The 22,105-nt window shown below is 63.6% G+C and carries 19 protein-coding genes; 12 read left to right on the forward strand and 7 right to left on the reverse strand.

Going from position 1 to position 22,105, the window contains the following annotated elements:
• Positions 1–538 precede the first annotated feature (538 nt).
• Positions 539–1,174 (reverse strand): TetR/AcrR family transcriptional regulator, encoded by a 636-nt coding sequence (locus H582_RS0116300; RefSeq protein WP_028599368.1) that lies wholly within the window; start codon positions 1,172–1,174, stop codon positions 539–541.
• 264 nt (positions 1,175–1,438) lie between these two features.
• Here H582_RS0116300 and H582_RS33170 point away from each other — a divergent pair, with 264 nt between their 5' ends.
• The 7 genes from H582_RS33170 to H582_RS0116340 all read left to right on the forward strand — a co-directional run bounded on the left by H582_RS33170 (position 1,439) and on the right by H582_RS0116340 (position 10,053).
• Positions 1,439–2,839 carry a BclA C-terminal domain-containing protein gene (locus tag H582_RS33170; protein WP_052333347.1) on the forward strand — a complete coding sequence of 467 codons (1,401 nt, stop codon included), beginning with the start codon at positions 1,439–1,441 and terminating at the stop codon, positions 2,837–2,839.
• Positions 2,840–3,144: 305 nt separating this feature from the next.
• Positions 3,145–4,551: a BclA C-terminal domain-containing protein gene (locus H582_RS28055; RefSeq protein ID WP_052333348.1), complete on the forward strand. Its 1,407-nt coding sequence runs from the start codon at positions 3,145–3,147 to the stop codon at positions 4,549–4,551.
• A 220-nt stretch (positions 4,552–4,771) separates the two neighbouring features.
• Positions 4,772–5,458, forward strand: a complete 687-nt coding sequence (locus tag H582_RS0116320; RefSeq protein ID WP_028599369.1) for a response regulator transcription factor — start codon at positions 4,772–4,774, stop codon at positions 5,456–5,458.
• Positions 5,455–7,140 (forward strand): sensor histidine kinase, encoded by a 1,686-nt coding sequence (locus H582_RS0116325; protein WP_028599370.1) that lies wholly within the window; start codon positions 5,455–5,457, stop codon positions 7,138–7,140. The genes H582_RS0116320 and H582_RS0116325 overlap by 4 nt, the downstream gene beginning before the upstream one ends.
• A gap of 220 nt (positions 7,141–7,360) precedes the next feature.
• On the forward strand, positions 7,361–7,633 hold the full coding sequence (locus H582_RS0116330) for a hypothetical protein (protein WP_028599371.1): 273 nt from the start codon (positions 7,361–7,363) through the stop codon (positions 7,631–7,633).
• A 94-nt stretch (positions 7,634–7,727) separates the two neighbouring features.
• Positions 7,728–8,378: a PH domain-containing protein gene (locus H582_RS0116335; protein WP_052333349.1), complete on the forward strand. Its 651-nt coding sequence runs from the start codon at positions 7,728–7,730 to the stop codon at positions 8,376–8,378.
• Positions 8,368–10,053 (forward strand): PH domain-containing protein, encoded by a 1,686-nt coding sequence (locus tag H582_RS0116340; RefSeq protein WP_028599373.1) that lies wholly within the window; start codon positions 8,368–8,370, stop codon positions 10,051–10,053. Before H582_RS0116335 ends, H582_RS0116340 begins: the two co-directional genes overlap by 11 nt.
• Before the next feature lie 134 nt (positions 10,054–10,187).
• Here H582_RS0116340 and H582_RS32025 read toward each other — a convergent pair whose 3' ends face one another.
• Complete coding sequence (locus tag H582_RS32025; protein WP_127464383.1) at positions 10,188–11,636, reverse strand: kanamycin nucleotidyltransferase C-terminal domain-containing protein; 1,449 nt, start codon at positions 11,634–11,636, stop codon at positions 10,188–10,190.
• A 173-nt stretch (positions 11,637–11,809) separates the two neighbouring features.
• Complete coding sequence (locus H582_RS28070; RefSeq protein WP_052333350.1) at positions 11,810–13,648, reverse strand: ABC transporter substrate-binding protein; 1,839 nt, start codon at positions 13,646–13,648, stop codon at positions 11,810–11,812.
• A 126-nt stretch (positions 13,649–13,774) separates the two neighbouring features.
• Between H582_RS28070 and H582_RS32030 the strand changes: the two genes are divergently transcribed.
• The 4 genes from H582_RS32030 (at position 13,775) to H582_RS28075 (ending at position 16,873) form a co-directional block, all read left to right on the forward strand.
• Positions 13,775–13,951: a hypothetical protein gene (locus H582_RS32030; protein WP_156876712.1), complete on the forward strand. Its 177-nt coding sequence runs from the start codon at positions 13,775–13,777 to the stop codon at positions 13,949–13,951.
• Positions 13,926–14,114, forward strand: a complete 189-nt coding sequence (locus H582_RS32035; protein ID WP_127464384.1) for a hypothetical protein — start codon at positions 13,926–13,928, stop codon at positions 14,112–14,114. The genes H582_RS32030 and H582_RS32035 overlap by 26 nt, the downstream gene beginning before the upstream one ends.
• A gap of 206 nt (positions 14,115–14,320) precedes the next feature.
• Positions 14,321–15,553, forward strand: a complete 1,233-nt coding sequence (locus H582_RS0116370; RefSeq protein ID WP_028599374.1) for a Fic family protein — start codon at positions 14,321–14,323, stop codon at positions 15,551–15,553.
• Between the two features lie 111 nt (positions 15,554–15,664).
• On the forward strand, positions 15,665–16,873 hold the full coding sequence (locus H582_RS28075; RefSeq protein WP_052333351.1) for a S8 family peptidase: 1,209 nt from the start codon (positions 15,665–15,667) through the stop codon (positions 16,871–16,873).
• Positions 16,874–17,020: 147 nt separating this feature from the next.
• On the opposite strand, the gene H582_RS0116380 is transcribed toward H582_RS28075, so the two are convergent.
• Positions 17,021–18,316, reverse strand: coding sequence for an MDR family MFS transporter (locus tag H582_RS0116380; protein WP_028599375.1), 1,296 nt, complete (start codon positions 18,314–18,316; stop codon positions 17,021–17,023).
• 146 nt (positions 18,317–18,462) lie between these two features.
• Between H582_RS0116380 and H582_RS0116385 the strand changes: the two genes are divergently transcribed.
• Positions 18,463–19,140 (forward strand): helix-turn-helix transcriptional regulator, encoded by a 678-nt coding sequence (locus H582_RS0116385; RefSeq protein WP_028599376.1) that lies wholly within the window; start codon positions 18,463–18,465, stop codon positions 19,138–19,140.
• A 168-nt stretch (positions 19,141–19,308) separates the two neighbouring features.
• Here the strand turns inward: H582_RS0116385 and H582_RS32040 are convergent, their stop codons facing one another.
• From H582_RS32040 to H582_RS0116395, 3 genes are all read right to left on the reverse strand, one after another.
• Positions 19,309–19,923 (reverse strand): hypothetical protein, encoded by a 615-nt coding sequence (locus H582_RS32040; protein ID WP_127464385.1) that lies wholly within the window; start codon positions 19,921–19,923, stop codon positions 19,309–19,311.
• Positions 19,910–20,410, reverse strand: coding sequence for a Panacea domain-containing protein (locus H582_RS32045; protein WP_028599377.1), 501 nt, complete (start codon positions 20,408–20,410; stop codon positions 19,910–19,912). The genes H582_RS32040 and H582_RS32045 overlap by 14 nt, the downstream gene beginning before the upstream one ends.
• 394 nt (positions 20,411–20,804) lie before the next feature.
• Entirely contained in the window at positions 20,805–22,058 is a 1,254-nt protein-coding gene (locus tag H582_RS0116395) for a mannitol-1-phosphate 5-dehydrogenase (protein ID WP_164820116.1), read from the reverse strand.
• Between the last annotated feature and the right edge of the window lie 47 nt (positions 22,059–22,105).

Consider the following 22,105-nt stretch of genomic DNA (forward strand, 5'->3'; position numbering starts at 1 on the left):
ATCCGTTTCGGAAATCCAATGCCCTCCCTGCTCCACTCTGGATGCCACCCGGTCAATATGCATGTGCACATCCATTAGCCGATGTAATAGAGAACAATCTGATATCCTTGATCCTTGGACATTTGCGACAATCTGGCTCATCAGCCGGCTCAAGGTGCTTTCCCCCGCTCCGTTCCGGCAAAGACCGTCATGACAGCTTTACGGCTCATGCAGTACCCGTTCGACTCGGTTGCCCGATTCGTCAATCATGATTTCAAACTTCTTCCCGTCCGCGGACTCGCGGATTCTTTTCTTTTCTCTAATATAATAAATGGATGCCCCAGCTCGTTTGGCTTCCGTCCTCGCTTGATCGGCAGCCCGGTCCAGGATGGCTTGCAGTTTCTTCTCTTCTCTGAAGCATCAGCAAAGTCTCCTTTTCATCCTGTAATCTGCTCATTCATTACATGCCAAATAACCGTTTAACTTCCATCTCTGCTTTTTCTCGTTCCTTCTCGCTTCTGAGCGGAAAATGACCTGTCCACCGTGCGAGCCGGCCGATTTAACCGCTCGTCTTTCCGCGCCCGGAGCCTGCCCAGGCAGGAAGCTCCCGATACGGACCGAAGATCGACAGGTCCATGAGCTGCGCGGCGATCTCCTTTTCGGCATAGGGCATCTGCTGCTCGATCCACCAGATGATGACCTCGACATAGGCGGCTTCGGTATACTTGAGCGTCACGTCGCGGCGGGCGGTCAGCAGCCGGTCGTCCGGCTGGGCGAAGGCAAGTCCCTCGGCCACGAACTGGCGGACGACTTCCAGCATGCCCGCGGCAAGCTCGGGCACGCGCCTGCGGACGAGCAGCGCGTGATAGACGTCGTAGCGCTCCGCCAGGTGCCGGAACAGCCGCACGAAGCTCGGATGAGGCTCGCCGCTCGCATAGTCGTAGTCCGGCGGCTGGCCGCCCGGATCGAACACGGCGACGCGCAGCTCCTCCAGCAGCTCCGCGATGTAGTCGGCGAGCAGCGCCTGCTTGTCCTCGTAATGAAGGTAGAAGGTGGCCCGCTTGACCGTCGCCCGGTCGGCCAGCTCCTGCACGGAGAAGCCGTCCAGGCCGCGCTCCTCGGTCAGCTGCACGAGCGCTTCCCGCAGCAGCCGGCGCGTCCGCTGCACGCGGGGATCGACTTTGGCTGGTTTCATCGTTTCGGCCTCCTCTTCGCTGTCCATCTCCTTGTTCCGCTAGTATAGCCGCCAGAAAAGAAAAGAGGAAGCTCCAACCTGCCTGGAAGCGCCAGAAGGGCTCCAAGGCGGGAAAACGGCTCAGGAAGCCTTTGCGGATGCCTGCAGCGCGCGGCTCCCGAAGCGCAAAGTTCTTATTGATTAATCCTCCCTTTTTTCTTATAGTAAGTTCCGAAAATCTTTCTATTTTATAGCAAAAAATCTTTCATCAGGAGGTAAGGTGAAATGAAAAAAGCAAGCGCATTCCTGGCAGCCATGCTGCTGGCTTCCGCGCTCGGCGGAACGGCGTTCGCCGCGAATGAGGCGAAGAGCGGCACGACGCTCAAGACATCGGTGGAAGTATCCGGCTCGAAAACGACGACCGATGCGATCATCGCGGACGGCGTGCTGTACGTGCCGATCCGCTCCGTGGCGGCCGCGACCGGCTACAAGACGGAGTGGAACAGCGCGAAGAAGGAGGTGCGGCTGTACACGCTGGCGAGCGGCCAGACGGCGAAAGCGGTGAACCGGATCGCGCCCGCCCAGCAGGTGGAGCTCAAGCGGCTGGATATCGCTTTTTACCTCGACGACAAGCTGACCGCTCTCGTCGGTGCGGACGGCAAAGCCATGCAGCCGCTGTTCCAGCAGGACACGCTGTTCCTGCCGATGCGGGCGCTGGCCGATGCGCTCGGCCTGACGGCGTCCTGGAACGCCAAGGAGAAGAAGCTGACGCTCGGAAAAGCCGACGAGTCCGGCTCGACCGTTGTCGTTCCTGTCAAAGGGGACAAGGGCGACAAAGGGGACAAAGGGGACAAGGGCGATAAAGGCGACACCGGCTCGCCCGGCCCTGCAGGAGCGCCTGGCGCGACCGGCGCTCAAGGCGACAAAGGTGAAAAAGGCGACGCCGGCGCGCAAGGTCCGGCGGGTCCGAAAGGCGACAAAGGGGACAAAGGGGACAAAGGCGACACCGGTCCGGCGGGTCCGCAGGGCGAAAAAGGCGACAAGGGCGACACCGGAGCGCAAGGCCCGGCGGGTCCGGCAGGAGCTAAAGGCGACAAGGGCGACACGGGCGCAACGGGTCCGGCGGGCCCGAAAGGCGACAAGGGCGACACCGGCCCGCAAGGTCCGGTAGGCCCGGCAGGAGCCGTCGGTCCCGAAGGAATCCCTGGTCCGCAAGGTCCGCAAGGCCTGCAAGGTCCAAAAGGCGATCCGGGACCGGCAGGAACGGGATCGCTGCCCGCCATGTCGGCGTACACTTCGAACGGCGTGGTTTCGACTCTGCTGCAAGGCACGAGCATTCCCTTGCCGACATTTGTCGCCTCGGACAGCGCATTTTCCAGGAGCGGCGACCACACCCGCTTCACCGTCCTTCAGTCCGGCTGGTATTACTTGAGCTACAGCATCCGCAGCACGTCGGCCGCGCCGGCGAGCTCGCGCATTGTGGTCAACGACGTGGAGAAAACAGAGCTGTCGAACGACAACCTGGGCTTGAGCCAGTCCCGCTGGCAGGCGGCCGGACTCATTCATCTGCAAGCGGGCGACGTGGTATCGCTGCAGCTGTACGACTATATGGGAAGCGTTCAACTGGATGGCGGACAAGGGGCATCCCTGTCCCTGATCCGGATCGCCCTCGACAGCACGATCTGACCGGATGCGGCCCGGGCCGCGTCCAGCCGGCGTCATTGCAGAAGGCTTCTTTTCAGCCGGAGACGAGCCCTTTCTCCGGCTTGTCTTCGTGGACCGCCGCTTCCTTCGGCCGGGAGAACGCGAGTCCCTCGGCGACGTACGGGCGGGCGATCTCCAGCATGCCCGCTGCACGCGGAGATCGGCTTTGGGCGGTTCCATCGTTCCGGCCGCTTTAGGATGGATCTATCCGTTTTCATTCCCATAATGACGATACTCTCACTGTGCATTTTTATAGAAGGATACTTTTTATCAGGAGGTAAGGTGAAATGAAAAAAGCAAGCGCATTCCTGGCAGCCATGCTGCTGGCTTCCGCGCTCGGCGGAACGGCGTTCGCCGCGAACGAGGCGAAGAGCGGCACGACGCTCAAGACATCGGTGGAAGTATCCGGCTCGAAAACGACGACCGATGCGATCATCGCGGACGGCGTGCTGTACGTGCCGATCCGCTCCGTGGCGGCCGCGACCGGCTACAAGACGGAGTGGGACAGCGCGAAGAAGGAGGTGCGGCTGGATACGCTGGCGAGCGGCCAGACGGCGAAAGCGGTGGACCGGATCGCGCCGGCCCAGCAGCTGGAGCTCAAGCGGCTGGACATCGCATTTTACCTCGACGGCAAGCTGACCGCTCTCGTCGATGCGGACGGCAAAGCCGTGCAGCCGCTGTTCCAGCAGGACACGCTGTTCCTGCCGATGCGGGCGCTGGCCGATGCGCTCGGCCTGACGGCGTCCTGGAACGCCAAGGAGAAGCAGCTGACGCTCGGAAAAGCCGGCGACGAGTCCGGCTCGACCGCTGTCGTTCCTGTCAAAGGCGACAAGGGCGACAAAGGCGACAAAGGCGACAAAGGCGATAAGGGCGATAAGGGCGACTCCGGCGCTGCGGGATCGAGCGGCGCGACCGGCGCTCAAGGGTCGAAGGGCGACAAAGGCGACGCCGGCGCGCAAGGCCCGGCAGGTCCGGCAGGAGCCAAGGGGGACAAGGGCGACACCGGCGCGCAAGGCCCGGCGGGTCCGGTCGGAGCCAAAGGAGACAAAGGCGACACCGGCGCGCAAGGCCCGGCAGGTCCGGCAGGAGCCAAAGGGGACAAGGGCGACACCGGCGCGCAAGGACCAGCGGGTCCGGCAGGCCCGAAAGGCGACCAGGGCGACATCGGCGCGACAGGTCCCGCGGGAGCCACAGGTCCACAGGGAGCTGCAGGCCCGCAGGGAGCTATGGGACCGGTAGGCCCGCAGGGCGCGCAAGGCGATCCGGGGCCGGCCGGAACGGGCTACCTGCCGAGCATGTCGGCGTACAATACGATTCCCGAAGACAGGATTATACTCGATTCGAATGGAAACAACATTCGCTTCACTCAGCTCACCTCAACGCCCAACAGCTCCATTGCTGCGGATATATCGAGCGGCCGATTCACCATCGACAGCAGCGGCTATTACTATCTGTCTTACAGCATTCGCAGCAATCAGACGAGAGCCGCCAATTCTCGAATCCTTGTCAACCAATTGGAAATACCGGAATTCTCGAACCTGAACCAGTCGAGCCAGAGCCGCTGGCAAGCATCCGGGCTCATCCGGCTGAATGCCGGAGATGTCGTTTCCCTGCAGCTGTTCGGCTCCATCGCGGGCTCGGTCGATCTGGATGGCGGCCAGGGAGCTTCGCTTACGCTTATCCGGGTTTTCTAAGGCCCGAGATAGATGTCCACGGCTGCCGTTCTTGCGGCAGTCGGGAAGCCATCTTGCCGGAGACGAACCCCGTCTCCGGCTTTTTATCCTGCCGGCGGCCCCATCGGCGCTGCCGGCGGCCTCATCCCTGCCGATCCGTTTGCTTTCGCCCCCCGGCATGAGGCATGATACGGACAGAGAAGCCCGGCCCGCAGCGGCAGGGGACGAAGGAGAGGACAACATGCGGATCCATGTGCTCGTAGCCGACGACGATCCCCATATCCGCGAGCTGCTGAGGCTCGTGCTGACGAGGGAGGGCTACGCGGTCGCCGAGGCGGCGGACGGCGAGCAGGCGGCTGCCGTGCTGGAGCGGGAGCAGGTTCATCTGGCCGTCGTCGACGTCATGATGCCCCATAAGGACGGGCTGCAGCTGACGGAGGAGATCCGCCGGCACTACGACCTGCCGGTCATCCTGCTGACGGCGAAGGGCGAGATGGCCGACAAGGAAAAGGGCTACTCGGCCGGCACCGACGACTATCTCGTCAAGCCGTTCGAGCCGCAGGAGCTGCTGTTCCGCATCCGGGCGCTGCTGCGCCGCTACCGGATCGCCAGCTCCGAGACGATCGCGCTCGGGCGGGTCGTCATCGACCGCCAGAGCTACGAGGTGACGGCGGGCCGCGAGACGCTCACGCTGCCGCTCCGCGAATTCCAGCTGCTCTCGCAGCTGGCGAGCCAGCCGGGGCGCATCCATACGCGGGAGCAGCTGATTTCGCTCATCTGGGGCGCCGACTACGAAGGCGACAGCCGCACGGTCGACGTCCATATCAAGCGGCTGCGGGAGCGCTTCGAGGCGTACCGCGACGATTTTACGATCGTCACGATCCGCGGGCTCGGCTACAAGCTCGAGCCGGGAGGACGCCGCGGATGAGGACGCTCTACTTCCGCATCGTGTTCATCTTCGTGCTGATCGCGCTCGCGAGCGGCCTCGGCGGCCTCGCCGTGACGAGCTTCTATTATGAAGCGAAGCTCAAGTCGGGCAGCGAGCACGCGATGGAGGAGGCGTCACGGCAGGTGCGCGAGCTCGACGCGCTTGCCGGAGCGGAGCGCAGGGAGCAGACGCTGCAGGCGGTGTCCGGCCTCAGCTACCAGCTTTACGTCGTGCGGCCTGACGGCTCGGCGCAGACGTACGGAGCGGCTTTTCGGCACGGCTTCCTCCCCCCGGAGAAGGCTGTGCGCGAGGTGCGGTCCGGCGGCATCTACCCCGGCATGACCGAGGAGGACCGGCGGTTCAAGCTGCTGGCCTATTTTGAAAACAGCCCTCGGAACACATACGGCTTCCCGCTGCCCCGCCCGGACGGCGGCATCGATGCCGTCTTCATCCGTCCGGATCTGGAAAGCCAGATCGGCGAGGTGCGGATCATCCTCGCCGTGCTGCTCGCCAGCACGTTCGGCCTCAGCCTGCTGCTCATCGCGGCGCTGAGCCGACTGATTGTCGCGCCGGTGAAGCGGCTCACCCGCGCGGTCCAGCGGATGGCGGCCGGCGATTATGACGTGCGCGTCGATACGGCCCGCCGCGACGAGATCGGCGAGCTTGGACGGCGGTTCACCGCGATGGCCGGCGCGGTGCGCCAGCTCGACCGGATGCGCCAGGAGTTCGTCGCCAACGTCTCGCATGAGTTCCAGTCGCCGCTGACGTCGATCCGCGGCTTCATCCGCACGCTGCTGGACGGCGGTTCGGCCGCGCGGGACGAGGAGGCGCGCCGCTATCTGACGATCATCGACGAGGAGAGCCGCCGTCTCAGCTCGATGAGCCGCCAGCTGCTGCTGCTCGCCGACGTGGACCGGCCGGACCGGGCGCTCGACAGGCGCTCGTTCCGGCTGGACGAGCAGCTGCGCCAGGCGATCCTGCTGCTCGAATGGCAGTGGACCTTCAAGGAGCTGGAGCTCGATTTGGAGCTGCCGGAGCGGACAGTTTTCGCGGACGAAGGGCTGCTCTACGAAATCTGGCTGAACCTGCTCGGCAATGCGATCAAGTTCAGTCCGCAGGGCGGCGTCATCGGCGTCTCGATGCGCGTCCTGGAGAACGGGCGGGACGGAAGCGCCGACATGGATCATCCGCTCGCGGAGGGGACGGGGCGGCCGGCAGGACGCTCGCAGGAGCGCCGGGACAACCGGAAGGCGTCCGCCGGCCGCTGGCTCGAGGTCGTCATCGCGGACGAAGGGCCGGGCATCCCGCCGGAGGAGCTGCCGCACATCTTCGAGCGGTTCCACAAGGCCGACCGGGCGCGCACCTGGCAGGCCGGCGGCATGACGGAGCATTCATCCGCCGGCCCGCATCGGGAGGGCTTCGCGCCGGAGGACTCGTCCGCAGGCGTCCTCGCGGAAGGCGGCGGCGCGCCTCGGCGAGATCCCCGGCCGCTGTCTCCGGGAGGCGGGCAGGCATCGCCGCCGTCGGGCGCGGGCAGCGGGCTCGGCTTGTCGATCGCGCAGCGCATCGCCCGCCTGCACGGCGGAGACATCGAGGCGCTGTCGGAGCCGGGCCAGGGAGCGGCGTTCCGTGTGACGCTGCCGGAAGGCGGCGCGCAGGGCCGGGAGGGAGGCGGAGCGTGAAGGAAGCGGGCGCGGCCGCTCCGCGGCAAGCCGGATGGGAGGGGCGAGGTCCCCGCTCCTCCGGCTTTTTCGCTTGCGGCCGGAGCGGCTGCCGAAAGCGCCTTCGTCTGTGGTATGCTGGGGGGAGCCGCGCCTCGGGCGCCAAGAATAATCAAGCAGAAAGAGGGAGAGCGATATCGAACGGAAGCAGAAGTCCCGCCTCAACGCCGTATCGGCCGTCGTGCTGGTGCTGCTCGGGCTTGCGCTTGCCGCGCTGTGGATGGATCATGTGCATCGGGATGGACGCCAGGAAGCCGTCACGGTCCTGAAGGCGATTGAAGGAGAAGAGCTGGTGTTCGCATCGGAGGACGGCGAGGACCTGCGAGCCGAAGCGCCGCAGCTGCTGCTGCCGCTGCTGGAGGTCGGACGGGAATATCGCATCGTCGTCGACCGGAACCGATTCCGCCATGCGGTGCTTCAGAAGATCGAGCCTCACGACGCTTCGCCGAAATAGCGGACGCTCCTCCCGATCGCGGCAACGCTGCGGCTGTCCGGCGCGTATGAAGCGGGTGAAGCGAGGACGGACATCAATCAGGAGGGGTGCGGACATGGAGCAGGATCAACGACAGCCGGAGCGCTCGATCGTCACGGGCGGAGCGGCACCGGCGCCGGAGCTGACGAGCGCCGCTGCCGGACAAGCGCAAGAGCGCCCGGACGGCGAGGCGGGAGCCGGTGGAGGGCGGCAGGTGGAGCGGCCATTCGCGACGGACGGGGAACCGTCCTCCAGCGAGCCGCTGCGTCCGCTCGATCTGCGGGTCATCCGCGCCCGCCGGCTGGAGGGGGCGGTCACGAGCGGCGTGTATGCCGCCGTCGTGCTGGCGCTGGCTCTCCTGAGCGCCCGGTTCGGCTGGCCGTGGTGGATCGCGGCCGGCGCCGGAGCGCTCGCGCTGGCCGGGGCGGCGCTGGAGCTGCTGTGGCTGCCGAGGCTGCTGCATCGCAGCTGGGGCTACCTCGTGCGAGAGCATGAGATCGAGCTGGCCCATGGCTTCATCGTCCGCAAGCGCACGCTTGTCCCGGTCGCGCGCATCCAGCATATCGACACGAAGCAAGGCCCGATCCAGAAGCGCTGCGGCATCGCGACGCTGACGATGGCGACGGCGGCCGGCAGCCACGCCATCCCCGGCTTGCCGGAGGAGCAGGCCGAGGCGATGCGGAGCCGGCTGGCGGAGCTGACGAGGAGGGCCGACGATGAGATCTGAGGCCGCCTCCGCAGAGCTGCGGCGCGTGCATCCCGCCTCCATGCTGTTTTTCCTGGCGAAGGGAGTCAAGGAAATGTACGGCATGCTGCCGCTGCTGCCGCTTTTTGTGCTGTGGGTGCCGAGAGCGACGGGGCTGGATGTGAGCCGGATCGGCCTGGGAGCGCTGCTCGGGGGCGTCGGGCTGTCCGCGCTGCTCGCCGCCGCCTGGCTGCGCTGGAGGGGCTTCGGCTACGCCGCGGAGGCGGGTGCGATCCGCATCGAGCAGGGCGTATGGAGCCGCCGTACGATCTGGATCCAGCGCGAGCGCATCCAGTCCGTCGACACGAGGCAAAATCTCGCCGAGCGCGCGCTCGGCCTCGTCCAGCTCCGCATCGAGACGGCTGGGGGCGGCGAGAAGGCCGAAGCTGTGCTGCCGTCGTTATCCGCCGCCGAGGCGGCACGGCTGCAGCGGCTGCTCGGCTTCGCGGAGGCCGGAGCGGCCGAGCCGGAGGAGCCTGCCGCCGGCGTGGGCGCGGGGGCTGAAGCCGTGCGGCGGGCCGCCGCGTCCGAAGCGGGGAGAGACATAGGCCCCGATGGGCTCGAGCGCGAAGCCGGCGCTGTCCTGGCTGCGTCTGACGCGGCGCGGCAACCGGAGCCGACGTTGGACGCGGCAGCTTCGGCGGCAGGCCGGCGGACCGAGCTGGCGGTCGGCCAGCGAAAGATCCGGCCGGGCGACCTGCTCGGCTACGCGCTCACCTCGTACCGGACCGGCCTCGTCTTTCTGTTGCTGGCCGGCCTGCTCTCGCGTGCGGCGGACAGCGGCTGGCTGCGGAGGCTGGACATGCAGGCCGAGCTGGAGCAGCTGTTCGGGGATTATGTTCTCGCGGCCGCGAGCCTGCTGCTGCTGCTCGCCGCCTGGCTGCTGACCGCGCTGCAGCTCCTTAATGCGAACTGGGGCTTCCGGCTCGAGCGCCGCGGGCGCAAGCTGCATGTCGAGCGCGGCCTGCTGGAGAAGAAGCGGCAGACGATCGACATCGCCCGCATCCAGGCGCTGGAGCTCGCCCAGCCGCTGCTGCATCGGCCGCTCGGCTGGGTGGCGGTGCGTGCCTTCATCGCCGGCAACGCCGAGGAGAAAGAGCGCCATCTGCTGCTCTTTCCGCTGCTGAAGCGTGCGGAGGCGGAGGCGTTCTTGCGGGAGTTTGCTCCGGCGTTCGTCCTCCCGGCGGACTGGAGCCGGCTCGAGCGCTCCGCCTGGACGGCCTACGCGGGCTGGCCGGCGCTCGCCAGCCTGCTGCCGGCAGCGGCCGGGTGGATCTGGATCCCGGAGCCGTACCGCTGGCTGGCCGCGCTGCTTCCAGCTGCCGTGCTCGCGTACGGCCTGCTGGAGCACCGCCACGCGGCTTGGGCGCTGGAGGCGGGCCAGCTGTCGCTGCGCCGCGGCGCGCTCATCCGCTCCGAGCTGCTGCTGCCGGGCAGGCGCATCCAGTGGCATCGGATGAGCCTTTCCCCTATGCAGAGGCGCCGAGGCCGAGCGAGCTTGTCGGTCAGCATCGCGACCGGCAAGGGCGCCCGCTCGTTCCAGCTGCGCCATGCCCCGGCCGCGGCGGTGGAGCGGCTGCTGCGCCAGCTGAGCTGGCGGCCGGGGCGCGGGAGCGGATCGCCTGCCGCTGTGCGATCCGCTCCGCAGTCGGAGTAACGCCCGCATATGTGGTAAATATGCCACTGATGCACGCCGGAGTCGGGGAAACGCCCGCCCAGTTAATCAAGTCCACTCTAAAAAAACTTGCCTGACCGGACCCTCTGTCCGTGTCAGGCAAGTTTTTTTGCGGTTCAGCGCGGCATCGCCGGAACGGGCGTCGCTGCGCCGCGCTCCCAGTCGCCTCGCAGCAGGCCGTAGCCGAACGAATCGTATAGCCGGCCCTCCTGCGGCCAGCTTTGGCGGTGACAGCTCTCCAGCACGAACAGCGTGCCGCGAAACGCCGCCTGCATCCCGGCATTGTCGGTCCGCGTGTGGCCTTCGATGCGGATCGCAGACGGGAATTCCCGGAACACATAGTCCGCCATCCAGCGCAGCGTGGAGCGAGCCGCTCCCTGGCGGCGATACGCCTGGCGGATGCGCAGGTCGAACAGCAGGGTCGGGTCCTGCGTGTCCATGATCTTGAGGAGGCCGGCTTTGGCGCCGGCGGCGTCCTCGATCCAGAACGTCCTCGTTTCATCCCCGTGATAAGCCCCGTCGTCGAAAGCCTTGCGAATCGTCTCGGCCTCCGGCCGCACGATGCCGTGATAAGGCCAGGGCTCGCCCGTCAGCAGCGCGGCGAGCGCTTCGCGCTCCTCCGCCGACGTGCCGACCGGAGTCCAAGACCAGCCGGCGCCGTCCATCTCGTCGATCGGACCGGCAAACTCGCCCGCACTCGATTCGCGCTTGTCGCCGCCGCTCTCGTCAGCCCGCTCGCCGTCGCTCTCGTCAGCCTGCTCGCCGCCGCACCCGCCCGCCTGCTCGTCATCGCTCCCGTCCATCTCTGCCGCCGCATCCCGCCTATACTCCAGCCCCAGCTCCTCGAACCAGCGGTTCAGGCCGGACCACAGCCGCTCGCACGCAGCGTGCAGCTCGTCCGCATGCTGCAGCCGGCCGGACTCGCTCAGCGCCGCCAGCTCCGCGAAGCCGTCCGGCTGCGAGGGCAGGGCGGCCGCTTCCCGCAGCGTGCGGACGCGCGTCGTGAACGGCCGGCGGTTCGCCAGCCCGATCAGCTTGGCCGCCTGCCACGTCAGGTCCATCGCCGCCCGCGGCAGATGGCCGTTCTCGCCGCTTGCCCGGAGGTTGCGGATCTTGCCCATCGTCTCGTACGGCTCCCACACCATGAACTCGCGCATGACGCCGCGAAAAGCCTCCTCGCTCCCGTCCAGCGCCGCCTGCGCGCCGAGCGCGAACAGCCCTTTCGGATCGTGGAGCGGCATCACATGCGTGAAGCTGCCCGCCCAGATCGGCCAGCCGTCGTCGACGCGCGCGGCGCGGGCCAGATAGCCGGCGCGGGTCCGGCAGCTCAGCTCGAGCTTGAACGGCAGCTCCACGAATTCGTCGCCAGGCAACGGCTCCGCTCCGTCCGGCGCGACGACATGCAGCTCGAGATCGGAGCAGGGCTGGTCGGTGCCGCGGGCGACGGAGCCGTACAGGCCGATCGCGAGGATGCGGCCGGGATGCTCGGCGAGCAGCCGGTCCTTGACGCGATGGGCGTAGGCGAGCTTCTGCTCGCGGGTCGTGGCGGCGGGATAGGGCAGCATGGAAAGATCCTCCTTGGCGGTCATTTCGTCCATCCCTAAGTATACCTGCCCAAGGCGGGCCGGAGGCGGTCAAGAACGGCTGAAGCCGATCTTCCCCGGCCACGACGCCGGCGCAGCAAAAAAAGCCGCTCCGGCGTCGTGGCCGGGACGGCGAGGGCGGAGCGTCGGCAGCTCTAAGGGCGCAGCTCCGAAGCGGTCAGCTCGGGCGCGGCGAGGCCGTTCTCCAGCCAGACGTTCTTGAAGTCGACCCAGCCGAGCCGGTTGAGGCGGACGCCATGCACGGACGGATGGAGGTAGGTGCTGAGCTGCTGATGGTGGAGGAAAATGAGCGAGCCGTCGTCGCGCAGCTGCTCCTCGACCTGCCTCATGATCTGGCGGCGGCCTACCGCGTCCGGCGTCGCCAGGGCGGCATCGATCCGTCCCCGGATCCAGCTTCGGGTATCGTCGGTCAGATAGTTCCCGAGGATGCAGTCGCCATGCTCGTAAGCCTCGATCTCGCATACCTCGTCCTCGGCGATGACGATGCACCAGACCGTCAGATCGGCCTCGCGAAAGCCGTGTTTGGATGCGATCGCCTCCAACTTCGTCTCAACCCGGATGCCCCACTCGGCGAGCTTGCGCGCGGCCCAGTCGACTTCGTCCTTGTACTTGGCTACGGTCGTCAAGCGGATCGGCGTGCCGTCGTATTCCGCTTCGCGCAGCGCCGCGCGCAGCCGGTCCGGCCGCGGCGGCTCGGGGGAACGCAGCGCGCTCGTCTCCGGCAGGAAGCCGTAGGCGGGCAAGACGCTCTTGTCCTTGAGCTCGTCGAGCAGCTCGGACGGATCGAGGATCATGCGCACGGCCCGCCGGAACGCCTCGGACTGATGCGGACCGGGCTTGTTCATGTTCCAGCCGAGCATGGCGCAGCCATGGTTGACGTTGTGGATGGACGACCATCCCTCCGACGGGGGAGCCGTCTCGGGCTCGTTGAAGAAGCCGTCGCGGATGCGCAGCAGTCCGGGAACGCTCGGCGTGACCTGGACCGGCTGGCAGCCCTCGGGCAGGACGACCATATCGACGGCGTCCAGATAGGGGCGGCCGCCATAATACGGCTCATGGGCGCCGAGCTCCAGGCCGCAGGAGGTGTGCTTGAGCAGCCGGAACGGACCGGTGCCGATCGGCCGGCGCCAGAATTCCTCCTCGGGCAGGCCGCGCAGCCCTTCCGGCAGCAGCGAGGCGGCGCCGGCGCAGACGAAGCGGTCGAAGATGAAGTTCGGCTGATGCAGATGGAAGCGTACGACATGGGTGCCGACCACCTCTACGCTCCGGACGCTGCGCATGAGCCAGCGATTGGGACCGTGGCGCAGCCGCTCGAAGGTGAAGGCGACATCGCGCGAGGTCAGATCGGCGCCGTCGTGGAACAGCACGCCCTTGCGCAGGAAGAAGGTCCATACGGTGCCTTCGCCGTTCACGCTCCAATGATGCGCGGCGGCGGGGACGATCCGCTCGTTCTCCTCGCTGTACTGGAGCAGCCGGTCGTACAGCTGGCGCATCACATGCGCGTCCAGCGCATAGTTGAGCTGGGAAGGATCGAAGGTGCGCACGCCGTACAGCAGCGGGAAGCGCAGCGTGTCGCGAGACGGCTGGCCTTGCTGCTGCTCCTTGCGGTAGCCGAATCGCCCGTCGAGCCATTCGAGAAACCGCTCCTTCGCGGAGGTGCCTCCGGCATGCCGGCCGATCAGCTCGAAGGCGGCCGGGTAATTGCCCGCCTCGGCTTCCGCCTGGAGAAGCTCCATGAGGTACGGCTCCTTGGGGCGAAGAAAGACGATCCGCGAGCGATGGCCGCGTCCGCGTCCCGGCAGCCACTCGATCAGTCCCTCCTCCTGCATCCGGCGGAGGATGAGCTTGGCGTTGCGCGGCGTGCAGAACAGCGCGGCGGCGATGCCGTCCAGCGTCGCCTCGACGGGCGAGCCTTCTGCCGCAACGCCCGAAAACCGCTCCAGCAGGGACAAGTAGCGTTCGGCTGCATACATTGGGGTTGGCCTCCTTCTGGCTGGAAAATGGCAAAAGAGGAAAAGAGTCGAAGCGATTATACGCTTTTTAGCCCCTTTTGCCTAGCGCATACTTGGTTCAGAACGAAACGAACGGGAGATGAGGGCATGTTGGAGGATCAATACGTGTCGGAGAAGCTGGAACAGTTCCGCCAGGAGGAGTGCCGGAACGTCAGCGGCAAGGGAGCGCTGCTTGGCAAGCTCGGCGCGAGGGCGTTCAGACGATGGAGCCGGATCAATCGGACGGGAGATGAGGAGCATGATGGAGGAGCAATACTTGGCTGAGAAGCTGGAGCAGTTCCGGCAGGAGAAGTACAGGAGGATGGAGCGGCAGGGACGATGGCGTCTGGAGCTGGAAAAGGACGAAGCGCCGGCTGGCCGATCGGGACGCTCCCGGCTCGGCCGAGCGCTTGCCGCGATCGCCTCGCTGCTGGCTATGCGCCGCTGATGCGGCGCTTTTTCTTTTTAGGCCCGCAGGTAAAAGAGGAAAAGAAGATGGAAGGACAGGCTCCTTTTTGGCGATGGCCATTGATGACAACTCTCTGCGCGGCGATCATCCTGTGGGAAAAAGCGAATAATAGGTTTGAAATGAGGGTATATTTGGAACTATAATTTAAAAAAAGTCCCATTTTTGAAAATAGGGGGGTGAGTGGATTGAGATACGAAAGGTTAACTAAGCTTTTTTATAAAGTGGATCGGGAAACGTTGGCCAAGGAATTAGATCATAGAAAAAACGGTTACGGCAGCTATTTGAGCTCATTATTCATTAAGGGATTTAGAAAAGGACAAACGACGGCAGATTCATTCGAGTTGTTTTATGTAAATACGCATGAATTAATGAGTCTTAACAACGAAGTGTTGTTGAACAGCTCGAAGATTTCTTCTCTCATCAGCAAGCTGCCTGATTTTATCGTAGAGCCTTATTTCCAAAAGCTCATCGTTAACGAGGCGCAGAGCAATAATGAAATTGAAGGCGTACGCAGTACGAAGAAGGAACTGCAGGAGGCTCTCCGTGAAGTCAAAAATGTGGAGCCTAAACACAAAAGATTTAAAGGTTTGATGAAGACCTATCTTTATATCGATCAGATCGACGCGTTCGAAAAAGTTCAAGACTTTAGAAGCTTGTACGATGAGCTGGTAGCCGATGAAATTAAAGCCGAGGACAGACCGGATGGCGATCTGTTCCGGCAAGGCCATGTCGAGGTCAACGATGGCCAGGTCACAACTCACATAGGCGTGAGCACGGAAAAAAACATTATCGCGTCGCTCGGGGCGCTAATTCATTATTTAAAGGATGACGCCCATCCTCCCTTATATCGTTATATGGTGGCCCATTATTATTACGAGTATATCCACCCCTTTTATGACGGCAACGGGCGTACGGGACGTCTGCTTGTAGGCAGTTACTTGTCGCGCTATCTGGAGAAGTACTCCGCGATTACATTCTCCTATGCGATCAACAAGAATAAAGCCAAGTATTATCGAGCGCTGGAGGAAATCGCATTCCCTTTGAATCAAGGCGACCTGACCTTCTATCTGATCGACATGCTGGAGCTGCTGTCGACGGGTCAAAAAAGCATCATCGAAGACTTGGAGCTTAGCCTGATCAAGCTCGAAAGAATCAATGAATATATGAAAAAAGAAAAATGGTCAAAAGCCGGAGATGCAAGACAGATTTTGTCTTCCATGCTGACGATCAATGTCTTTATCGCCGAAAACACCGTTTTATCGTTGAAAGAGTTGATGGGCTACACCGGCAAGTCCAGGCATAAAGTGAATCAGGCGGTGGATTACCTCGTTCAAGAAGGATACATTGAGGTGGTTGCGAAGAAGCCGAAATCAATTCAAATCTGCGACGGCTGCATAGAAAAAATATTATCTCTGTAAGAAAAGGCGCCCTTTTCCGATCGTCCGCCTCGCCCGTCCAAGCCATCTGCGAGACCCCCCCATAGAGTAGTAGAGCAGCGACAAGCTGCGAGCGACAAGGGGGCGGTTCGCATGATGGATTGGCAATGGCTGCCCGCCGTGCTGCTGCTGCCTGCCGCGGCCGGCGTCTGGTGGATGGCCGGACAGGCCGGGGCTTGGCTGGCGGAGCGGAGCATGCCGGAGCATGAGCCGGGCGAGATGCTGGTGAAGTTCGCCGAAGGGCTTGCTGCGGAGGGCAGGCACCGCATCCACCGCCGCTGCGGCTGCGAGGCGGTCGAGGAGCTTGGACGGACAGGCTTGCATGTCGTCCGCTCCGTCCGCGGCCGAGCGAGCGCGCGCAAGCTCAAGGCGCTGTACGAGCGGCATCCCGGCGTGGAGTTCGCGGAGCCGAACTACGTGTACCGGACATGCCTCGTGCCTGGCGATCCCTACTACAGCCTGCAGCACGGGCCGAAGCAGATCGGCGCGGAGCGGGCCTGGGAGAAGACGCGGGGCGACCGCAGGATCATCATCGCCGTGCTCGACACCGGCATCGACTCGTCGCATCCGGATCTGGCGGATAAAGTGCTGCCGGGAAAGGACTTCGTCGATCCGGCCGGTACGGGCGAGGACGGCAACGGCCACGGCACGCATGTGGCCGGCATCGCCGCGGCGGAGGCGGACAACGGCATCGGCATCGCCGGCATCGCGCCGGGCGTCTCGCTGCTGCCGGTGCGCGTGCTGGACGCCGCCGGCAACGGGACGCTGCGGCGCATCGCCGCCGGCATCCGCTATGCCGCGGATCAAGGCGCGCATGTCATCAACCTGAGCCTCGGCGGTCCGGCGAGATCGTCGGCGCTGCGGGCGGCGATCCGCTACGCGGTCGCCAAGGGCGCCGTCGTCGTCGCCGCGGCGGGCAACACGGGCTCGTCCGATCCGGTCTATCCCGGCGCCTACGACGAGGTGATCGCCGTCGGCTCGGTCGATCCGCAGGATCTGCCGTCGGCGTTTTCCGCGTACGGGCCCTGGGTGGAGCTTGCGGCGCCCGGCGAACGGATCGCGTCCACGTATGCCGGCGGCCGGTACACGTACTTCAGCGGCACCTCGATGGCCGCTCCGCATGTGGCCGGCACGGCCGCGCTGCTGGCGAGCCTCGGCCTCACCGGCGAGCAGATCCGCGCCCGGCTGCTGGAGACGGCCGACCGGTCCGGAGACGGCGGACTGTGCTGGAGCTGTGGCCGCGTCGACGCCGGACAGGCGGTAGCGGGCGGCGGCGAAGGCGGAACGGACGGAGCCGCCTGACCGGCGAGTCTGGCGGGAGCGGCAAAAAGAGCCTTTCGAGTCGAATCGAAAGGCTCTTTGCAATGGGAAGGGGAGGGGCGCATGCCGAGAGCGAAGCGGCAGCCGGCGGCTCCTGTCTGCCCGTCCGGGCGCCGCGCGCGAACCCGCTCAGAGCGCCTCGCCCTCCTGCAGCGTCCGGGCAGGCGAGGGGCCGTCATGCTCGTGCAGATCGAACATGATCTTGTAGATGACCGCGGCCGCCAGAGCCAGCAGGGCGAGCGCGCCGAACGTCCAGGGGAAGCCGATCCATCCGCTCAGCGGAATGGACAGCGGCGCGACGGCGCGCCCGATCGTGAAGCGCAGGCTCGAGGCGGCGAAGTATTGCCCGCGCATGCGCTCCGGCGCGAGCCGGCTGACGAACTGCTGCTGGGGACCTGCGCACAGCAGCTCGCCGAACGAGAACAAGGCGACGATCGCGACGAGTCCCGCGAAGCCGAGCGGCTGGCTGAACAGAGCCATCGCTGCCGCATAGCAGACCGCGCCGCCGATGAAGATCCAGCGGTCCTTCTTGCGCGAGGCCCAGCGGGTTACGGCGACGGTGAACAGCGCGACGAGCAGCCCGTTTTCGGCGACGAGCAGGCCGAACGTCTGCGCGCCGGCAAGCTCGACGGCCGAGCCGCTCCAGAGCGGCGTCGACGGGTAGGCCTCCTCCAAATAGACCGGCAGCAGCAGGTCGAGCTGCATGAACGTCTGCGACAGCAGCACGCCGGCCAGGATGAACAGCAGGAACACCCGGTCCGAGCCGATGATGCGGTAGCCCCGGATCTGCGCGGCCAGCGCTTCCTTCCAGGATGCCGGCTGAAGGGAGGCCGGCCCGCCTGCGGGCGGGCCGGCGGCAGGCATCGTCTCGCGCAGCCGCCGCGAGAGCAGCGCGGCCAGCAGGCCGCAAGCGATCGCGCCCGCCGCCGGCAGGATCGTGCTCTGGGCGGCATACAGCAGCGAGCCGAGCAGCGGTCCGACGACGACCGCGATGTTCACCGACGTGTAGAACACGGCGAAGACGGAGGCGCGGTCCTTGACCGGCACGACGTCGGCGACCATCGCCTGGCTGGCCGGCTGGTACAGGCTGATGGAGCCGCTCGCGAGCGCGAAGCCGGCGAACGAGAGCGCCGGCAGGCCCGCCAACCCGCCTGCCGCCAGCAGGCCGTAGCCGAGCGACTGGCCGCAGGCGGCGAGCACCATGATGCGCTTGCGGCCGTAGCGGTCGGTGAAGTAGCCTCCGATCAGATTGACGAATACGGCGGCGAGCTGCGACAGCACGAGCAGCAGCCCTGCCGTGCCTTTGCCGAAGGCGCGCGCGAAGTAAATGGCGAGGAAAGGAAAGAATGTCCAGAAGATGACGTTCGTGACAAACTCCCCGCCGAGGCGCAGCTTGAGGTTGGCATCCCAGTGGCGGAGCTTCATTCGGGCACTTCCTTTACGGAATCCTTTATCGATAAGAGAACAGTCAAGGAGCATCGTATCCGGTTTCCTTTGACTTTGTCAACGCTTATCTTTACAATCTAGGAAAGGAGCCGCGCAGGCGGCGAAGAGCGAGGGGGAGGATACGGATGTCGACGAAAGACAAGCAGCCGGACAGCGCCAGCGCGACCCGGACCCGCAGGCAGATCGTGGATCTCCTGAAGCAGCACGGCCCGCTCGACGCCGCCGCGCTGGCCGGACGCCTCGGCGTCTCCGGCATGGCGGTGCGGCAGCATCTGTACGGACTCGAAAAGGAAGGGATGATCGACCACCGCGAGGAGCCGCGCGCGATGGGCCGTCCGGCCAAGCTGTGGGGACTGACGTCCGAGGCCAACCGGCTGTTCCCGGCCGGCTATGCGGAGCTGACGATCGGCCTCATGGACTCGGTGCGCGAGACGTTCGGCGAGGAGGGGCTGGAGAAGCTGCTCTCCGTCCGCAACGGCAAGCAGATCGCCCACTATTCCTTGTCGGAGGGCGAGGCGGAGCAGGCGCGGGACGGCGGCTCGCTGCTGGAGGAGAAGCTGCGGCGGCTCGCGGAGTTCCGCACGGCGGAGGGCTATATGGCCGAGTACGAGCGCGAGCCGGACGGCACGTATGTCTTCACCGAGAAGCATTGCCCGATCTGCGACGCCGCGCAAGCCTGCGCGAGCCTGTGCCGGTATGAGACCGGCATGATCCGCGGCGTGCTTGGCGACGGCGTCGGGGTGGAGCGGACCGAGCATATGCTGAGCGGAGGCCGCCGCTGCGTGTACCGCATTACGCCGTGAGCGCGGGGCAGCCGGGGGCAATAGGGCCCATGCCAAAAAGCTTCTCCATGCAGCCCGCTCAGGCTGCATGGAGAAGCTTTTTTATGATTATTTGTTGCTACGGTAACTCCATTTCGGAAATCGTAGATGTAAATGAAATAAACTAAGAGTCGAGTAAACGTCTTACTTCTATTTGTCAAAATAAGTGCTAATGCATAAATTATTACCAATGTTTTCTCGAAAAGTTTTATTCATCACATATTCTTTAGTGAAGCCGTTAAATTGGCTCGGAATGACTAGATGAAAAGGATCAATCATAATTATCTTGTAAGCTGCTTTGAATTGTCCTTCGTCATTTCTGCTTACTTCACACTTAACGAATATACGGACTCCAGTTTGACCACTATAAAATGAGGATAGGTCGATTTTAAAAATATTCTCGTCAATTTCAATTTGGTCAATATAGAGAGCGAGACAACTCTTTATACGATCATTTAATCGTACTTGATCGCCTTTATCATTGTCGATATAGCTTAAATCATATCCTAATTCGGCAATTTTATCGCGCTTTGCAGATTCTGTTGTATTGCTAAGGTAATTTGTAAACTGTAATTCATCAATTCGCTTAGAATGTTTAACGTTTTCGTTGTGCAATTCAAAAACATGAAGTATATGTGCAGTAGATTCAGTAAATCCGCTACTTTTTAGTTTATCTACACCCATTTTTTTGAGAAAGCTAATATTCTCTTTGGGCTTGATTGAGCTACTAAAGAGATTCTTTGACTTTCTTCTAGAGGGTGACATATCTGTCGGAGTATTCCTTTATAATCTCATCACTATTCATTGGAGTGGATTGATTCTTTGCGAATGCCTTTTTCCATACCCAATCCTCGTGACTCCGATCAACAAGAGTAAAATCACTGACTGCATCTATTTGTTCAAAAAGCTCATCAATAAACTTTTTGGCTTCGGGGTTTTGCCCAATAACGATATTTGCCTCGGCAATTTCTTCTGGTGATCCGTACAGACCGTCTCGATCCCGGAAATAAACCTCACGAATAACTGGACCAAATTTCCATGCCTGAAACTCTGCATTAAAAAGATATTTATTTTGGCTAGCTATAGAGCCTTCTAAAACGCCTTCCTCAGCTTCTTCAGTATAATACGCACCATGATAAGCAAATAAGAAATATAGACTTTTTTGAAGCTTTAAAGGTGAAATATCAGGCTTTTTGCCATAAAGGTAATTTGCGACGGTATCAACTTCAAAAAGAGCCCCTGTAGTATTCATAGAGAAGATCCTCCAGTTCCTACCTCTCAATAGAACGTATGTTCTTTAAGAGGCCGGTTTAATGGGTGTTACTAATGTAAACACCCATACCTTCATTTTACACAAGACAAGGGTTTTGTATACGTTTATGTTGAAATTTCTTTGATAAATTTAAAAAAGGCCGCTCCTTAGAGTAGCCCTTCGGTACTAAGGAACTGGCTCGAATTTAACGAGCGCGTAATTGCTTATTGAATGGTTTAACCATTACCTAAAGAGAGTTTATGTCGGGCTAAGCACATTGATCGGGACGATATTCGAAAATGACGAGAAATCGAGTAATCGTGGGAATAACATCAGAATTTATAAATTCCATTATTAGCTTTGCATAGCGGCGGCTCACGTCGCCTTGGCGCGGTCACCGCCCGAGCCGGTCGTAGGCGTCCGCGACCGACCGCACGAGGCGATGCGAGCGCGGCAGGCCGAGCTTGCGGCTGAGCGCTCCGTCCAGCCCTTCACGGCGGAGGATGCGCTCCAGCTCGACCGACTCCTCGTCGAGCGGATTGCGGTAGGCGAGCGCGGCCGCGATCGCTTCCTGCAGCGTCGGCATCTCCAGGCCGAGCTCGTGGCCGAGCAGCAGGGGGCGGACGAGCCGGTCGCTGCGGTCCAGCTTGCGGCGCGGCGAGCGGGCGATCCGGCTGATCTTGTCGGAGAGCGCCGGATTGGCGAAGCGCTCCAGCGTCTTGTCGACGTAGGCATCATGCTCGGCCGCGTCGAAGCCGTGGCGGGCGAGCAGCAGCGCGCCCGTCTCCTCAAGGACGGCGCGCGCCTTGGCCCGCACCGGCTCGCTGGCGAGCGCCTCCTGGACGGTGCGGAAGCCGGCCAGGTAGCCGAAGTAGGCGGCGGCGCAGTGGCCGGTGTTGACGGTGAACAGCTTGCGCTCCGTCCACGGGCCGAGATCGCGCACGTACTTGACGCCGCGGATGCGCTGCATCGGCTCGGCTCCGCCCGTCTCCACGACCCACTCGTGGAACGGCTCGACGCGGATCAACAGCGGATCGCGGTTTTTTTGCGCCGGCACGATGCGGTCGATCATCGCGTCGGGGAACGTCAGCTGCCGCTGGGCCTGCTCATGCAGCGCCTCCGGAAGATGCCGGAAGACGAGCCGTCTCAGCTGGCTGCTCGCGCGAATGCCGTTCTCGCAGGCGATGATCGGCAGCGGCCGCCCGCCGCTTTTGTCCAGCCGCTTCTCCAGCGCCTTGGCCAGCGCCTTGGCGATGGAGGGCAGGGCGGAGAGGCCGACGGCGGTCGTGATCAGCTCGGCCTCGCCGATTTGGCGGGCCAGCTCCTTGTCGCTGCCGATCGGCACGGCGTCCACCGGGCCGACCGTCTCCCGCTCGCCGCTTTCGCTGGCGTACTCGACGGCGTATTCCTTCTGCTCCCGCAGCAGCCGGATCTGCTCCGGATTGCGGGCGACGAATACGACCTCGTAGCCGGACTTCGCCAGCGTCACGCCGATGAAGCCGCGCCCGATGTTGCCGGCTCCAAAATGGACCGCCTTGGGCCGCGCGGCCGCTTCCTCGCGGCGCGAAGCCGACAAGCCCGCCGGCTCGGCGCCGATCCGTCCGGCTGCCGTCTCCCGGATGGCCGGATTCGGTATGGCTGCACTCAAGATAGACTCTCCCCTTTCGAATCGTCGATGCTTCTCTCTGTCGATTT

Source organism: Paenibacillus pasadenensis DSM 19293 (assembly GCF_000422485.1).
GTDB classification, from domain to species: Bacteria; Bacillota; Bacilli; order Paenibacillales; family Paenibacillaceae; genus Paenibacillus_O; species Paenibacillus_O pasadenensis.

Excerpts from the sequence above, each read along its gene's own strand:
- H582_RS0116300 (WP_028599368.1), bottom strand. The coding sequence starts at position 1,174 with ATGAAACCAGCCAAAGTCGATCCCCGCGTGCAGCGGACGCGCCGGCTG.
- H582_RS0116340 (WP_028599373.1), top strand. The coding sequence starts at position 8,368 with ATGAGATCTGAGGCCGCCTCCGCAGAGCTGCGGCGCGTGCATCCCGCC.
- H582_RS32045 (WP_028599377.1), bottom strand. The coding sequence starts at position 20,410 with ATGAATACTACAGGGGCTCTTTTTGAAGTTGATACCGTCGCAAATTAC.
- H582_RS32030 (WP_156876712.1), top strand. The coding sequence starts at position 13,775 with ATGTTGGAGGATCAATACGTGTCGGAGAAGCTGGAACAGTTCCGCCAG.
- H582_RS0116320 (WP_028599369.1), top strand. The coding sequence starts at position 4,772 with ATGCGGATCCATGTGCTCGTAGCCGACGACGATCCCCATATCCGCGAG.
- H582_RS28075 (WP_052333351.1), top strand. The coding sequence starts at position 15,665 with ATGATGGATTGGCAATGGCTGCCCGCCGTGCTGCTGCTGCCTGCCGCG.
- H582_RS32025 (WP_127464383.1), bottom strand. The coding sequence starts at position 11,636 with ATGCTGCCCTATCCCGCCGCCACGACCCGCGAGCAGAAGCTCGCCTAC.
- H582_RS0116325 (WP_028599370.1), top strand. The coding sequence starts at position 5,455 with ATGAGGACGCTCTACTTCCGCATCGTGTTCATCTTCGTGCTGATCGCG.
- H582_RS32035 (WP_127464384.1), top strand. The coding sequence starts at position 13,926 with ATGATGGAGGAGCAATACTTGGCTGAGAAGCTGGAGCAGTTCCGGCAG.
- H582_RS0116385 (WP_028599376.1), top strand. The coding sequence starts at position 18,463 with ATGTCGACGAAAGACAAGCAGCCGGACAGCGCCAGCGCGACCCGGACC.
- H582_RS28055 (WP_052333348.1), top strand. The coding sequence starts at position 3,145 with ATGAAAAAAGCAAGCGCATTCCTGGCAGCCATGCTGCTGGCTTCCGCG.
- H582_RS0116380 (WP_028599375.1), bottom strand. The coding sequence starts at position 18,316 with ATGAAGCTCCGCCACTGGGATGCCAACCTCAAGCTGCGCCTCGGCGGG.
- H582_RS33170 (WP_052333347.1), top strand. The coding sequence starts at position 1,439 with ATGAAAAAAGCAAGCGCATTCCTGGCAGCCATGCTGCTGGCTTCCGCG.
- H582_RS32040 (WP_127464385.1), bottom strand. The coding sequence starts at position 19,923 with ATGTCACCCTCTAGAAGAAAGTCAAAGAATCTCTTTAGTAGCTCAATC.
- H582_RS28070 (WP_052333350.1), bottom strand. The coding sequence starts at position 13,648 with ATGTATGCAGCCGAACGCTACTTGTCCCTGCTGGAGCGGTTTTCGGGC.
- H582_RS0116335 (WP_052333349.1), top strand. The coding sequence starts at position 7,728 with ATGGAGCAGGATCAACGACAGCCGGAGCGCTCGATCGTCACGGGCGGA.